A 15,483-nucleotide genomic window follows, 5' to 3' on the forward strand; every position below is an offset into this window, starting at 1 on the left:
GGATCAATCGAGGATCAGATGCGGCAGGAACCGGCTCGAATCCTTGGTGATCAGGCTGTTGTCTTCCCGCACGCCAATGCCGGCCGCCTGGTCGCCGATGACCCAGGAACCGATCAGCGTGTAGCTGTCGCCGAAGCGTGGCAGTGGCGCGAATTCCTGGAGGATGAACGGCGCGTCGGTGTAGGGCCCGTCTTCCTTGACGATCAAGCCGTCAGCGGTCTGCAACTCGATGTTGGCGCCTTCCCGGGAAAAGAACGGCTTGCGCACCCAACCCTTGGGCACCGCTTTGCTGGTGTCGGTGTCGAGGTGAGCCGCGAGCAGGTTCGGGTGGCCTTTGTTGAATTCCCACAGCAGCGGCAGGATGCCTTTGTTGGAGATGATCGACTTCCAGGCCGGTTCGAAAAACTGCGTGTCGCATTGGGCAATCGCAGCACCAAACGGTTCGTGGAAGATGAACTCCCAGGCGTGCAGCTTGAACAGGTGCGGAATCCAGCGCTCTTCCAGATCGACGAAACGCCCGTCGCTGTTGAGGCCGATGTCTTCGATGTCGATGTGCCGCGATTCGATGCCGACTTTTTCCGCGATCAGGCGCAAGTAGTCTGTGGTGCCCTTGTCTTCCACCGAGCCTTTCATCGAGGCGAAATAGAACGGCTCGGTGAGCTGCAACTGGGCAAAGGCCTGGTGCAGCTTGGTGTCGATGCTGTTGAACTGGTCGGCATGAGCCGGCAGCATGCCGCGCTCGATGCACTGTTCCAGCCAGCCCCACTGGAACGCCGCCGCCTCGTAGAGGCTGGTCGGCGTGTCGTAGTTGAGCTCCAGCAGCTTGGCCGGGCCCGTGCCGTTGTAGGAGAAATCCATGCGCCCATACAGGTGCGGGTGGCCTTCAAGCCATGAGGTGCGCACCAGGTCGAAGAACGGTGCGGGAATGCTCAGGCGCTCCAGCAATTCTTCGCTCCGGACCACCCGGGCCACGAGGTCCATGCACATTTCATGGAGCTCGGTGGTCGGGTCTTCCAGGTCATCCTCGATCTGCTTGAGGGTGAACTGGTAGTACGCGCTTTCGTCCCAATAGGGTTCGTCGTCGATGGTGTGGAACAGAAAGCCGAGCTGCTCGGCGGTCTGTTTCCAGTCAGGACGTTCTGCGCACTGGATCTTCTTCATGGCGCTGGTTCCTCAACCGCCGGAGCTGCTGGAACCGCCCCAACCGCTGCGGGCGCTGGAACTGCTGCCGAAACCACCACGGGACGTGGAGGACGAGACGGACATCGCCTTGCTGCTCTTGATGGAGTCGGTGTAGCTGCCGTACCGCGCCTGGTTGGACTTGTTGAAGGTCGAACCTCTCGACACCCGCTGGCTGAGCGTCGAAGACCCGAAGTCGCCACGGTCATCGCGGTAGCGGTAGACCGGTTCGGAGTAATAGCTGTTGCGGTTGCTGCTCAACATGTTACCGATCAGCAGGCCGGTCAGCAGGTTGCCGAAGCCTGAACCACCGACGTTCGCTTCCGACGCCGGCAATTGGGCCCGGGCGGCGTCGACCTGGGACTGCGTGACTTCGCCATCGGCACTCAGCTCGAAACCACCGAGCTTGGGGATGAACTTGCCGGCCGAGTCCTGCTGGCACCAATCGGGGACAAAGTCGGCATCGCAATCAGCCTGGCTATCGTAGGTCGGCGCGATGCGACGGTGCTCGGCCATGGCGGTCATGTAGGCGTCGGCGCAGATGTCCACCGGCAGCTTTTCATCGACACATTGCTGGACGGACTGGAAGTTGTACTTCTTCTGCAACTTGTAGGTTTTTTCCGTTGGCCCGCAGCCGGATATCGCCAGGGCGACCGATGCAGCCAGCGAAAGCTGGACGTACTTGCTTCGTTTCATCGGGATCTCCGTGGCGCGATCAGTTCGTGGAAGGCGTCATGCACGCGGCGTTCAACATGCCGACGCTGATGGCCACGGCGGCAATGTAGATACCGGCGGCGATTTCACCGTTCTTGATGCGCGCGGAAGCGCCCTTGAGTACCAGGCTGGTCACCAGGAACGCCAGCAACTGGACGACCGCGGCGATCACCGCCCAGACGACGAAGTCCAGCATGTTGATCGAGTAGGCAATCACGTTGCTGGCCGGAATGGCGAAACCGATGACGGCACCGCCCAGGGCGATGGCCGCGGCCACGTTGCCCGAACGGATCAGTTCGAATTCCTTGTGCGGTGTGACGCGGGTGTAGATGAACTGGAACAGCGCAAACAGCACGGCGGCGCCGAGGATGTACATGACAAAGCCGAGCACGGCGGCTTTGTTCAGGGAAATGGAGAGCGCTTCAAGCATGGACTTCTTCCTTATTCAAAAAGTGTTCAGGTCAGTGGTGTACAGCGAAATACCCAGCGAAGTGCTCAGGCTGACAGTGCCTTCGGCGTCCTCTTCGACGGAGAACAGCAGGAACTCCCGGCGATCCGTCAGGCCCGTGTCGCGGGCGTACAGCATCGAACGGTGCTCGACGGCGTAGGACTCGTCCGGATTGCTCACGCGCTCGCTCAACACCACCAGCTCCGTCTGTCCCGCCTCGGTGCCCCATTCGCGGGTGTATTCGACGCCGTCGTGGGTGTAGGTCGGCAGGCCGATCAGGCTTTCGGGGCCGGCGAGGCGACGCAACTCGGCCTCACTGTTGATCGTGACGTAGCTGAGGTAGTTGAACAGGATCACCGACTCGACCTGCCCGGCGACGTCACCGCTGGTGTGCACCTGCAACCAGTAGTCCTCGTCGTTCATGTAGGCGCGCGACAGCCAGTTCGACTGCCCGAGGTCGACGATGCCCAGGCTCCAGATCTGTTGGTTGGCCGGGATCACCACGGCGCTGTTGCCGTCGAGCAACAACTTGAGCGTGGCATCGAACATGACTTGCTTGCCAGAGGCCAGGCCCAGCGGCCCAACGACAGGTGTGCTGGCTGTCGTGTTCGCGTTCGGGGCCTCGAGCCCCATCAACTGTTTAAACCACCCCATGGGAAATGTCCTTGAGACGCGTGGAAGCGATGTAGAAAAGTTCGCCGCCCATGACGCGGGTGACGCCAGGCGGGTTGATCGATGGATGTCGGGCGCCTTTTGCGCGGTAACCGATCAGCGTAGCGTTGTGCTGCTCTTTCATGCGGGTGTAGAGGTCGCCGAAGCTCGCTTCGAACGCCTCGGGCAGTTTCATCAGGTACTGGGTGGCGCCTTCGCCGACACAGAGCAATTCATTGATGACCACTGACGAGCCCGGGTCCTGGGAAGCACGCACCAGCATTTCGATCGCCATGCTCGAGGTGCATTCCAGGCTCGGCGCGTAGGCGCTGGCGAGGGCGGCAATCTCGCTGTCATTGAAATGAGCGACGACATGCCCGACCGGTCCCAGACGATTGACCGCCAGCACGGTGGCCAGGGTCAGGTCGTCGGAATGGGTGCGCACCAACACGCGTTCGGCGCCCGGCACGCCGGCACGTTGCAACAACGCGACGGAAGACAGGCTATCGCCCTTGATGTACGTGGCCTTGCCGGGCATGGGGTTTTCTTCGAGATCGCAATCGCAGATGACGATCAGGTTGTCATTGGACGTTTCGTCCTGCAGCAGCAGTTCAATGACCCGCTCGCTGGAAGCACCTTCCCAACCGATCAGAACCGTGTGACCGCTCTTACCGGTGAAATCGCCTTTGCCCTTCATGCCTTTTCTCCATACATCGATGACGCTGCTGGTGGTTTTGCCGATGACCGTCGTCAACAGGGCAATGCCCCCGAGCATGATCCAGGTCGCCACGAAAATTCGCCCGGCAGATGTCTGCGGCAACAGATCGCCATAACCGACGGTGAGCGTGGTGGTGAGATAGAAGTAGATAAACGTGGCGGCGGTGATGAGGTGCTGCTCGCCCAGCAGCACCAGGCCGATCCAGGCGATGGACAAGTGCACACCCAACGCAATGGCCAGCCCCGCCCAACCGAAGCGATGGAAGAAGGACGACGCGTAGGTGCGCAACAGAAGGAAAATCGACATTTCGTCCCTGACTCCGTGGGGCTTGGTTCCTGGCGGGCTAATCGCTCTGGCATCCGAGTGCCCGAGCGTAGTGGCCGGACAGCATTAAACCTGTTGCGGGGCTTGGATAGAAGTACCTTGGCGACAATAAATCCGCTGAGCAGGCAGGCCAGGCCCAGCCCTTGTGGCGAGGGGATTTATCCCCGCTGGGCCGCGAAGCGGCCCCCAAGTAGCGAACGCTACCTGACTGACACACCGAGGTGTCAGGTTTTAGGGCTGCTTCGCAGCCCAGCGGGGATAAATCCCCTCGCCACAGGTTTTGTGTTCGGCCTGCCTCGATTTTACTCAGCCGATTTTTTCTTCAGGCGTTCCAGGATCGCATTGGCGCTGCCTTCGTTCGGTGTGATGCCGGCATCGCGCAGCTTGCGCTCCAGGTCGGAGCCGGTCGAAGCCTCGGCCAGCTCGTCCTGGGCTTGCAGTTCAGCGGCACGTTGTTGTTGCTTGGCCTGCAGGCGGTTGAGGGTTCCGACGGCGGTTTCCAGCTTGCCATTGGCGCCGCCGCTGGCGATCGAGGCGCTGACCTGGGCCTTCTGCACGCTTTCCCGGGCCTTGGCCATGTCCACTTGCTGGCGCAGGCTCTTGATGCGGCTTTCGGCCTTGGTGATGTCCTTGCGCATGTTGTCCGCGTAGCCACCGAACTCGGTCGCGTGCTTTTGCTCGGCGTCCAGTTCGTTGGTCAGGGTCGAAATGGCTTCGGCCACTTCCAGCGCCAGGTCTTCGCGGTTGGCCTGGATCGCGGCCAGGGCCTTGGCTTCCAGGTCCTTGATCTTGGCGTTGTATTCCGCGACGCGATCGGTCGCCAGCTTGTGCTTGGCCATGATGGTGACCAGCTCGCGCTTGGCATTGGCCAGCGCGGTGTCGGCGTCGCGGATTTCCTGGTCGAGGATGCGCAGGGCCTGTTGGTCGACGATCGATTCGCCGACTTCGTTGGCACCGCCACGCAGTGCGGTGAACAACTTGCTCCAGATGGACTGGGTCATGGGAGGGTTCCTATTCGGCGAATTAAATGAAGAAGCGTTCGAAGGCTTCGCTGGCGCGCTGGACGTTGTCGACGAGGGTTTTGACCTCGGTGACGACGTTGGTCAGGCTGGAACCTGCGCTCAGGGAGCCGAACATGTTGTAGACGACCTGCCCGTTGGGCATGGACTCGATGCCGATGGACGACAGCGGGAACATTTCCCGGCTGCGCAACACGGCGTCGTTGAAGGCCGCGACGTCGCTGATCGACTCGACATCCACCAGCACGGTATCGACGATGATCTGGTCGCCGACCACGGCGATGTAGATCGGCAAGCCACCGAAGTCATTCATTTCCAGCTTGATGCTGGACTCGGCGCCTTGGACGAGGGAGAGGGTGATGTCGTTCGCGACCACTTCATCCAGAGCCTGAAGGGCGCTGTAGAGGCGATCGATGTTCCAGTTGTTACCTGCGCTCATGTAATCCTCCGACATGAATGGGCCAGCCAGAATCGGTTGGCGTAGCTGTTTCTCCATTTGCTTGAGCAGGCTTCGGTTTTCAGGAAGCACCCAAGTCTCGTGTTTCACATACCCGGCGGCACTCAGGCCCGCGCGCATCTGCTTCATGTAGAAGCTCGATGGCTTTTTCGCGGAGGGTTTGGCGCGCTCTCCCGTGCGGCTCGCTGAATCGGTCACAGCCCCGTCATCCGGGTCTGATGGAGAGCTGGTTGACATGGTACTGACCCCACTGTGAAAAACTCACGCGTGAGAAACACTACAGGTACTTTCCAAGCCTCACAATAGCTCACGCGTGAGATTTTTCTGAATCACAAACACCGACGAACCCTGTGGGAGCGAGCTTGCTCGCGATAGCGGTACACCAGCTTGCAGAGATGTTGGATTGACCGACGCCATCGCGAGCAAGCTCGCTCCCACATTGGTTTCCGAGCGTTCACAGATCAGGCGTTCGCCATAGATCCCCTGTGGGAGCGGGCTTGCTCGCGAAATCGGTGTGTCAGCTTGCATTGATATTGAATGTGCCGCCGTCTTCGCGAGCAAGCCCGCTCCCACAGGTTCCGCGCAGGCTTTACGGATAGCTAAAGCTCTTGACCAACGTCAGCTCGCCCACCGCCCGCATCGGCACCACGAAGGTCTCCATCTTCTCGCTCGGTGTGCCTTCTTCGGTGATGACAGTGACTTTTGCCGTGGTCAGGGCTTGTTGCGCTTGCTCCACTGGTTCGCCATCGCCCTCTTCATCCTCATCACCGCGGTACCCGCCGCCGTAGTAGTTCACATACACCAGGTATTGGCCCTTGATCGGCGCGGGCATGGCGAAGATTTCCGGGCCGTAGCCGGTGGTGACGTCGACATCGAGGGCAGCGCCGTTGGCGACGGCGCGGTCGCCGTACCAGATGTGCGCGCCATCAGGCGTGACGAGGTGCAGGTCCAGGTCGGTGCCGTCGCTGTCCCAGGTCAGCAACACCCGCAACTTGGCCGGGGTGGCGCCGCCGCTGGTGTTGAGGAATTGCGTGCGGTGGCGCTGCTGGCCATCGGCGCTACGCACCTCAACGCTGTTGCTGCCATTGGGGAACGAGAACGGCCGATCAAAGCGACCTTCCTCGTCGAGCTTCAATGGCAAGCTCACGCCGTTGACGATGAGTTGGCCCGGCTCATTGCTCTTCGGCGTGCCTTTGATCTGGCCGGTGATGCGGGCGGTGTTGGCCTGGCCTGGGGGCGTGTTGACCGACGAGGCCGGGTAGTTGACGGTCTGGCTGAAGCTTTCGCCCTCGCCGCCCGGCGCACCGCTGCGCCAGCCGCCAATGGGGGTTTCCAGCTTGATGGCGTCGGCGGCCATGGTCGGGGGCAACGCGGTCAGGGCGCAGAGCAACAGCAAGACCTGTGGATAACGGAGTGTCATGGTCTATTCCAGCAAAAGGTGACGGGCGAGCCCTTCGATATAGTTTTCGTCCTGGCCATTGGGGTGAGCCTCAAAGGCCAGGTGCAGATATTCATGGGTCAGGTCGAGGCGGTCTTGCAGCGACAACACGCCGCGCACATAGATGCGCTGGCGTTCGCGGTCGACATAAGGCCGGCCGAAAGAGACGCGGCAGACCGCGAAGGCGCTGATTTCGTTGTAGCCGACTTCGCTTTCCAAGCGCTGGCGCCAGCCTCGCCGCTGTTTCAGCAGCCACTCCTGGGCGGCGGGCAGCGCTTCGCAGGACGCCACCGGATTGTCCCAACGGCTGAGACTGGCACGTGGATAGGCGTGCAACAGGATCGCGTCGTAGCGCTGGCCGCCGTTCGCTTGCTCGACGGCCTGGGCCCAGGACAACTTGTCCGGGCCGGGTTGATCGGAGTGATACGTCACATCGGTGCCGGCCAGGACCAGGTCGCTGGTCCACGCGGCAATCGCTCGGGTTTCAGGCGCCGCCGGACGCGGCGCGACGCGCTGGCGATGGCTGCTGTCGTCGATGCTCAGGCAATCGCCGTTGCGCTGGGCGTTTTGCAACAGGTAGGTGCGGATCGCCACGGCCAATGCCTTGGCCGCTTCGGCGGGTTCGGCCTTGGCTTCGCGCTGCAGGACCCGAGCGACGTATTCCTCCCGGTCCAACCGCGCGACCAGTTTGCCAGGCAGCAGGAACAGTTCGCCGTCGCTGTGGATATCCAGCTGGTTGCCGTTGCTGAACTCGACGCGGTAGTCGCCGCGCAGTTGTCCCGGCGTGGCTGGACGTTCACCGGACATCACTCGTTGCAAGGGATAGCGGGCAAACAACCCCACTTCCACGCAACGCCCGGTTTCCGCCGGCCAACGGGATGGCAGTGCCGTGGCCAAGCCATCGCCATATTTCTTCAAGACTTGCTGGCTGGTACCGCGTCCACCGGCCCAGACGGGCGTGCCATCGACCAGCCAACCAGCGAAACCGCCCTGGCGCGACGAAGGCCCTTGATCGCCCAGCCAGCTCCAGGTCTTGACCCGCAGGCGACCGCCCAACTGACCGACCAACCGACCATCCGCCGCGCCAAGCACTACGTCGAGCAACACCCGACGAGCCTGATCCTGGGCCGGCAGCGTCGCCAGCGCCTTGAGCAGCTCTGCCACGGGCACTTGGGTTTGCGGCTGCAAGGCCGGCAGGTCCTGCAACCATTTCGGCGCCTGCCGCGCTTGCCAGTAATCCCGCCAGCCAGGCGCCGAAAGTCCGAGCCGTTGCGGTTCGAAATACAAGCCGCAGGACTTCACCAGTGCCTGGTCGCGACCAATGCTCTGCCCGGCGTTGCAGCAATAGACTTCTTCTTTCGATTCGCCTCGGCATTCATAGGCCGGCTCGCGGGCATCGGTGTCCACCAGCCAGGCGTAGACGAAGAGTTTCCACAAGCTGCCCAGCGGTGCCTGTAACGAATCGGGCAACGGCTGGCGGTCCAGCACCTGGGTCTGGCTTACGCGCAACAGTTGACCGTCGAAGGCCAGGCGCAGCGGCTCCTCCTGCGCTGTCGCCAGCACAGGAATCAAGCACAACCACCACCAGCCCCAACGCCTGCGCATGTCAGTCGACCGTCACCTGACCGAGCGCCGGTTTCTGTTCGCGGGCCTGGTTCTGTGGCGCGTAGACCTGAGTGAAGCGCACCGGCGGCAGGGTGAACTGACCCTTCTGGGAGAAACGCACCAAGTGCCGCAGGCGCAGCTCGCCACTGAGGGCATCCACCGGCACGGCGTAAGCCATCTGGCCCGGCTCGAAGCGGGCCTTTTCCAGGGACGTCGGCTCGCTGTCGGCCTTGCCCATCAATTGGATGCCCCAGGTGGTGCGTTCCACATCGGCGCCCGGCGGCAGCGGCACTTCGAGCATGCCGTAGCGCAGCGGCGTCGCGGCCTTGCTGTTGATGATCACTTCATCCAGATAGAGGGCGTCACTGGACAACGGCTTGTTGCCCACGGCTTCGAGCTTGAAGGTGAACGCCTCGTCTCCTGGCACCAGGCGCGACAGGCGACGGGTGATCGACACGGCCATCGGCGCCACCGGCGCTTGCTGGCTCTGGAAGCTCAATGCTGCTTGCAGTGGACGCTCCTGGGCGCCGGTCAGGGTCAGTTGCGTTGGAAGCTGCGCGCCCTGCCATTGCCAGTAGGTTTCGCCGGTCGCGCCTTGCTTGGCTTTCCAGCCTTCGCCCGGCGCCAGGGCCACGGCCGGCGCAGCCTGCTCGATGCTGCGTTGCAGCCAGGTCAGGGCCAGTGCGCGTTCCAGGGTGGATTGCTGCGGCAGCACGCGCTCCAGCAATGCGCTGGCGCGGGCTTGATCGAAGCCTTGCACCGACAACAACAAAGCCTCGACGAACGGCTGGGAGCTGAGTTCCAGTTGCTGTTGCGCGGCGTCGGCCTGACGGCTGAACGCTGCCGGCAACGGCACTTTCGCCTGCCTGGCGAGGGACGCGGTGAGGACACGGGCGCTGGCCAGGCCAAGGGCCGAATCCGGCGCGTACATGACCAGGCTGTCCTCGCCGCTGTCCAGCACGGTCTCGGTGCTGTCTTCACTGGCCTTGGCCAAGTCATCCATCAACCCGCTGAGCAAGGTGTTCACCGGCAATTGCATCTGCTTGGCGAACGACAGGATCAATGCGCGCTGCAACAGCGGCGTATCGCCGGCCTGCTTGGCATAGACCTCCAGCACCCGCTGCCAGTGTTCCGGCGGCAGGTTCAGGTCCAGGGCCTTGCTGGCGTTCCAGTCGGCGTAATAGGCGTAGGCAGTGAGGAACGCGTCCGGCTCGCCGTCCTGGCCCCACCAGGTGAAACTCGCCGAAGGCCCGGCCATCTGCACCAGGCGCAGGCGGCTGTTTTGCATGATCAACCGCAAACGGTCGCGGATCTGCGGGTTCGACGCCAGGGTCGGATACGCGATGCTCAACGGCAGCAGGCGGCTGGCGGTCTGCTCGACGCCGCCATACGGATAGCTGAGCAGGTCGTCCAGGGCCGAACGGAACAGCGCTTGCGGGCTGTCATCCAGGCGCAGGCGGATATCGCTGGCGTCCGCCGGCAAGTTCAGTGGCGTGTCGCCGCTGGCCACGTCGAGGCGTTGGCTCTGGGTGACTTGCCAACCGTTGCCGCTGGCATTGAGGTGCATGGCCAGGCTGTCCTGGGTTTCACCGTTCAATTGCAATTGAACGTTCAAGTCGCCGCTGCTCAGTTCCAGCGCCGGCAACGCCACGTAGTTGATGCCGTTTTTCAGCTCCGCCACCACACGCTGCTCGGCGCCGGCGTAGCGGATCAGCAACTCGGTTTTCAACGGCTTCTCGGACTGGCTGAAAGCGAACAGGCCCAGTTGCGGCTTGTCGCCCACGCGGAAGCGGGTCGGGCCGCTCCATTTCAGGTACAGCGGTTTCTCCGAGGCAATGAACTGTTTCTTCTGGCCGACTTGGCCATCGTCGGCGATCGCCTTGGCGGTGATACGCCAGCGGGTCAACGAGTCCGGCATCTTGAAGGTAAAGCGCGCCTTGCCGTTGGCATCGGTGACCAGCTCCGGTTGCCAGGCGGCGGTGTCGACGTCTTCGCGACGCGGCCGTTCCAGCACCTTGACCCCACGCTCGCTGCGGTTGGCCTTGCCCGGCGCGCCGGGGCTGCCTGGCAGCGCCACGTCGTAGCTGATGAAGGACAGGCTGGCGCTGGTGCGCACGTTGTTGCGGCGCGGATGGTAGAAGAACTGGTCGATGGTCGGTGCGACTTCCGGTTGCAGCGCGTAGACCATTTCATCGACAACGCTGACGGTCAGGTGCGCGGGAATCGCCTTGCCGGCGAACTGGGTCCCCAGGTCGACGGTCACCGTGTCGCCCGGGCGATAGGTGGCTTTATCGGTGGTGATCGCGACGTCGATCTGCGGCGCAACGACCTTGATGCCGGCGTTCTGGAAGCTGTATTGGCCGCCCTTGGTGTACAGCACGGAGAAGGTCAGGTTCGGCGCGAAATTATCCTTCACGGCAATGCGTGCGCGGTACTGGGTGTCGCTGAGTTTCTCCATTTTCAGCCAGTCGGCGCCCTTGGAGAGCATCGCGGTGGCCTCGACCTTGTCCCGCTCAAGCGACAGCAACGCATCGCTGACCGGCTCGGGGAAGGTGATCAGCGCCAGGGCTTCGTCACCGGTCTTGTATTCGGTTTTGTCGAGGACGATTTCGACCGTGCCCGGCACGGCCTTGATGCCTTCGCCGGTCACCGCATGGCTGGTCGCGCCGATGACCCGGCCATGGTCGTCCTTGAGCGTGAGGTTGTAAGTGCCGGGGCGGTCGAAGGTCAGGCTGAAGCCTTTGTCCTTGGCGGCCAGTTTGCCTTCGCCGGTGGTCTGGTCTTCCAGACGGACCCAGCCATAGCTGCCCGGTGTCACGGCCTTGCTTTGTTCGCTGCCGCCTTCGTTGGCGTAGCTGAACGCGACTTTCTCGCCGGCTGCGCTGAAACGGCGGGGCGCGCCCAGGCGGAAATTCGCCGCGCCGCGGTCGATGAGGATTTCCTTGGTGGTCTTGACCCGATACGCCGCGCCATCACTGGCGAACACGGTGAGGGTGTAGCGGCTCGGCTTGTCGGCGGCCGGCAGGTCGAGGTTGGCGTTGCCCTTGGCATCGGTGGTGACTTCGCTGCTGGTCAGCTCCACCGGGAATTGCCCCAGGTATTGCAGTTCGTTATCGACCATCGACAGTTGCTGGGCGCGCAGGCTCAGGCTGACCTTGGCGTTCGCCACCGGCTTGCCGTCCGGGTACAGCAGCACCAGGTTGCCCTTGACCGGCTCGCCGGTGCGGTAGTCCTGCTTGGCCAGGTTCAGCGCGATCTCGAAGTGCGGCTTGATGTATTCGGCTACGCGGAAGGCGCTGCTGTAGAGCTGGTCCTTGTAGCTGAAGCGCAGCTCGTAGCCACCGGCCACGGCGTTTTCCGGCAGTTGGAAACGGCCTTGGGTGCCGGCCTTGGAATCGAGCTTCAGGGCCAGGGTTTGCAGCGCGGTGCCGGTAGCGTCGAGCACGCTGACGTTGACGTCGGCGGCCGCTGGCTGCACCGAGTCACGGGCGTTCTTGAACTCGCGACCGACGATTTTCAGCGACACCCAATCCCCCGGCCGGTACAGCGGCCGGTCGGTGAAGGCGTAGAGCTTGGTGTCGTAGATCTCGCTGTCGTAATAGAAGTTCTCGGAGACGAATACGCCGCCCTCCTCGTCTTCGCCGATGACGAACGAACGCTCCGGGCTGACATGCTTGAGGCGCAGCAGGCCGTCCTCATCGGTGGCCCCGCTGCTCATCACGCCCAGGCCGTCAGTCCACAACACGTTCACCTTGGGCACCGAGCGCCCTTCATGCTTGCGTGCGGCCCAGACCAGCAATTCGTCACCGGCGATCTTGCTCACGGCCACGGTGTTGGAGACGAAGACCATGGTGGTCGCGCGGTATTTGCCGATCAGTGCTTCCACCAGGTACAGGCCCGGCTTCAACTGGCCCAGCGGCACATAGACGTTGCCCGGCGCGACGCTGACGAACTCGCTGGACGAACCGGCCAGGTTGACGCCCGCCGGCGGCTGGATCGGCTTGGCCTGCCACAGCGGATAGCGGAACTGGCTGACCACTGGCAAACCGGGGATCAAGGCGAATTGCGCTGGCGCGTCGTACGGCGTCGGCGCAACCAGGGCGTCGCCGATCTTCAATTCCGGCACTTCTTCGGTGACCTGCTGGCGGGACTCGTAGGAGAACGCCCGTTGCATCACCCGACGGGATTTGCGGTACCAGTTGTCCCACAGGTACGCCAAGGTGTTCGACAGGCCCTCGCCCTTGAACTGGCCGTCGCTGACCACGCGGTGCAGGTTCTTCTGGCGCTTGAGGAACTCCAGCGGTTTTTCGATCCGATAGACGCGGATATCAGCGCCGCCGTAGGGCTCCATGCGGAACCGGCGGTAGTCGCGGCCCGGTGCTTCGAGGCGGACCATGGCTTGCTCGTCGCTGGCGAAGCTGCTGTCGGCCAGCAGGAAAAAGCTTTCACCGGACACCGGCGTATAACCGCTGGGCTCCACGGTGTCTTCGGCATTCACCAGGGGCGCCAGCAACAGGGCGAACAGCAGGGGCAGTTTTGAACACAAGCGCAGCATGCGGGCACCGGTCATTGGGTGAGAAAGTTGAGTCGATAGACGCCGATGAAGTTGGGGTTGGCTGCGTCGGGTATCCATCGGGTGTCCTTCCAGTTCATGAGTTGTTGCAGGCTTGCGGAGCGCATGCCGTTGTCGGTTGGGGTGGTAGTGCCGGTGTGATAGGCGATGTAGCGGCCCATCCAGATCATCAGGTGCTGGTCGTCGCCCTGGTCGAAGAACATCAGGTCGCCAGGCCGGGCCTGGGTGACATCCCGGCCCACCAGGCGGCTGTTGAACTGGATCAGCTTGATCGCGTTGACGTAGGGCCCGACCTTGCCGCCGCCCTGCTGCCATTGCTGGGCGAGGCTGCGTTGTGCATCGCTGAGCGGCAGCTCCGGCGGCAGGTAGCGATTGGACAGGCCATTGCTGCGCAACCATTTTTCATCGTGGACCTTCAGCGCTTCGTTGGCGGCGAAACGCACCAGCCCGGCGCAATCCTGCTGATACCAGCGCGGGCTCGGGCCTTTGGTCAGTTGTTCCTGGGCGATGCGCACGAACCAGGCACGGAATACCTGGGACTGCTGCGCGTCCAGCGCCGGCGCCTCGACGGCAAGCGCAGGCCCACCGAGCAGCAACGCCAGCAGCAACCCATACGCGCGGTTGCGGATCAGTCCTGTCACAGCGCTTTCCATTCCAGCGGCAGCCACTGCCAATGGCCGTCCGGCTCGCTGCCGGCTGGCAAGGTCAGGGCGTATTTGCCGTAGCCGCCAAGGGTGCGCAGTTTCGGGATCAGGTAGGTTTGCGCGGCGTTGTAGAACACCGGTTCCATGTCCTGGGGCAGGCTGTCCAGGGTTTCGCGCTGCATCAGTTGCGCCATGGAATCCGGGCCGAAGTAGACCGGCATCAGCAGATCCTTGGGCACCACGTCAGCCATGGGCGGGAAGCGTTTGTCGAGGGTGCCGAGGGCCTTGTCGACCAACTTGTCATCGAGGGAGAACAGCAAGGTCGAACCGTGGCGCGCCAGGCTGACGCGCATGAACGCCTTGCCGGTGATCGCCTCGGGCTGCTGCGCTTCCTTGGCCGAATAGGGGCCGAAGTTGGAGCTGACCTGGCGTTGCCATTGGTGCGTCGAACCTTCTTGCTTCTCCACCACCGGAAATGCATGTTCGGCAACGTTGTTTTCATAGGCGCCGACCATCGAACCGAACAGGTTGCCCAGGTCGGCGTCGAGCTTGCCGTCGTCTTCGTTCAGGCTCGCCACCAGCAGCGGCGTGTACAGCCGGGAATCGGCGTACCAGCACAGGCCTGCCGCGCCCGCCACGTGGTCGACCATGGCCTGGGCGGCTTTTTCCTCGGCGCCGAGTTTGACCAGCAACGGTTTCTGTTGCTCGGCGGCCAGGGGCAAGGCCACGCAGGCGCTGGCGCCCATGGGCATGGCTTGCCAGATCGGCTTGAAGTCGAAGTCCGGCTGGTTTTCCAATTCATCCATGGCCAGGAAGCTGTGCCAGCCCTTGTCGTCCATGTCGAAACGCAAGCCGGCGAAGTTCGGGATGAACCGCTGGTAACCCATGGCGAGCACGCTGGCGTTGACGGAGATGCGCTGCTTGATCTCTGGCGCCTTGGCCGTCAGGCCGAACGCTTCGGGGAACAGTTTTTCGCCGGCCAATAGCGCCTCAAGGGCTTGGGTCGAGACCATGCCACGTTCGTCGGTAGGGCCATGGCCTGGGTCGTAGAGTTTGGTCGGGTTGGACAGCACGACCAACTTGTCGCCATGGGAGGCGAAGACCAAGGATTTGCTCGCGTTATAGCTGAGCTGGTAGAGCGCGACTTCATCGCCGCTCACCTTCAAGTCACCCAGTTTGCTCAACTGGGTGTCATCCAGGGCGACTTTCGCCAGCGGCTCCAGCACCTTCGCCAACCCGCCGCGATCCATCACCAACAGGAAATCCTTGAGACGACCGTCCGCCCCGCGCCACAACGCCACGTCCGCCGGCTGGTCGAAAAGCTGCTCGATCAGGCTGTCCTGCAACTTGAGGTCATGCTCGTAGATGATCCGGCGCAGGCTGCCGATCAGGCCGAGGCGGTCGGCGTGGGCTTCGTAATAGAAGACGAAGTCCTCGGTGAGGGTGGCCTTGAGGAACGGCACCGCCAGGAGATCCTTGGGTAACTGGCTCAGGGAATGGGCCTCGATCAAGCCGTCGGGACGACTCACGCCGAGTTTTTCCAACGCCAGCTCCATGGGCGGCGCCTTGGGCTTGGTCATGAACCAGCCCAACCCGCCGGCCGCGCCGGCCACCAGGCACAGCCCGAGCAGAATCACCGGCCAGCGGCGTCCAGGTTTGGCGACAGGTGTCGGCGTGGTCGGGGAAGCAGTGTTGTCGCTCATATTCACAAGG

General features: G+C 62.9%; 12 protein-coding genes. All 12 read right to left on the minus strand.

All coding sequences use genetic code 11. The features are described from left to right. Window positions 1–3: 3 nt before the first annotated feature. Entirely contained in the window at window positions 4–1,161 is a 1,158-nt protein-coding gene (locus KSS97_RS25695) for a glutathionylspermidine synthase family protein (protein ID WP_030140436.1), read from the minus strand. 12 nt (window positions 1,162–1,173) lie between these two features. After that, the gene (locus KSS97_RS25700) at window positions 1,174–1,875 is read right to left on the minus strand and encodes a DUF1190 domain-containing protein (RefSeq protein ID WP_217860436.1); all 702 of its coding nucleotides are present in this window, start codon (window positions 1,873–1,875) and stop codon (window positions 1,174–1,176) included. A 19-nt stretch (window positions 1,876–1,894) separates the two neighbouring features. Beyond that, window positions 1,895–2,323, minus strand: coding sequence for a DUF350 domain-containing protein (locus tag KSS97_RS25705; protein ID WP_030140438.1), 429 nt, complete (start codon window positions 2,321–2,323; stop codon window positions 1,895–1,897). A 15-nt stretch (window positions 2,324–2,338) separates the two neighbouring features. Beyond that, entirely contained in the window at window positions 2,339–2,995 is a 657-nt protein-coding gene (locus tag KSS97_RS25710) for a DUF2491 family protein (RefSeq protein WP_217860437.1), read from the minus strand. Further along, entirely contained in the window at window positions 2,982–4,016 is a 1,035-nt protein-coding gene (locus KSS97_RS25715; RefSeq protein WP_217860438.1) for an ion channel, read from the minus strand. Before KSS97_RS25715 ends, KSS97_RS25710 begins: the two co-directional genes overlap by 14 nt. A 320-nt stretch (window positions 4,017–4,336) precedes the next feature. Further along, window positions 4,337–5,035 carry a PspA/IM30 family protein gene (locus tag KSS97_RS25720; RefSeq protein WP_039594249.1) on the minus strand — a complete coding sequence of 233 codons (699 nt, stop codon included), beginning with the start codon at window positions 5,033–5,035 and terminating at the stop codon, window positions 4,337–4,339. Window positions 5,036–5,057: 22 nt separating this feature from the next. After that, window positions 5,058–5,639, minus strand: a complete 582-nt coding sequence (locus KSS97_RS25725) for a YjfI family protein (RefSeq protein ID WP_217860439.1) — start codon at window positions 5,637–5,639, stop codon at window positions 5,058–5,060. Window positions 5,640–6,099: 460 nt separating this feature from the next. Next, on the minus strand, window positions 6,100–6,930 hold the full coding sequence (locus KSS97_RS25730) for a YfaP family protein (RefSeq protein WP_198796679.1): 831 nt from the start codon (window positions 6,928–6,930) through the stop codon (window positions 6,100–6,102). A 3-nt stretch (window positions 6,931–6,933) separates the two neighbouring features. Continuing rightward, the gene (locus KSS97_RS25735; protein WP_030140444.1) at window positions 6,934–8,553 is read right to left on the minus strand and encodes a DUF2300 domain-containing protein; all 1,620 of its coding nucleotides are present in this window, start codon (window positions 8,551–8,553) and stop codon (window positions 6,934–6,936) included. A gap of 1 nt (window position 8,554) precedes the next feature. Next, window positions 8,555–13,123, minus strand: a complete 4,569-nt coding sequence (locus tag KSS97_RS25740) for an alpha-2-macroglobulin family protein (protein ID WP_217862105.1) — start codon at window positions 13,121–13,123, stop codon at window positions 8,555–8,557. Further along, window positions 13,120–13,779, minus strand: coding sequence for a DUF1175 domain-containing protein (locus KSS97_RS25745; protein ID WP_217860440.1), 660 nt, complete (start codon window positions 13,777–13,779; stop codon window positions 13,120–13,122). Before KSS97_RS25745 ends, KSS97_RS25740 begins: the two co-directional genes overlap by 4 nt. Further along, window positions 13,764–15,473: a DUF2138 domain-containing protein gene (locus KSS97_RS25750; RefSeq protein WP_217860441.1), complete on the minus strand. Its 1,710-nt coding sequence runs from the start codon at window positions 15,471–15,473 to the stop codon at window positions 13,764–13,766. The genes KSS97_RS25745 and KSS97_RS25750 overlap by 16 nt, the downstream gene beginning before the upstream one ends. Window positions 15,474–15,483: the final 10 nt, after the last annotated feature.

It is taken from the genome of Pseudomonas alvandae (genome assembly GCF_019141525.1).
GTDB classification, from domain to species: Bacteria; Pseudomonadota; Gammaproteobacteria; order Pseudomonadales; family Pseudomonadaceae; genus Aquipseudomonas; species Aquipseudomonas alvandae.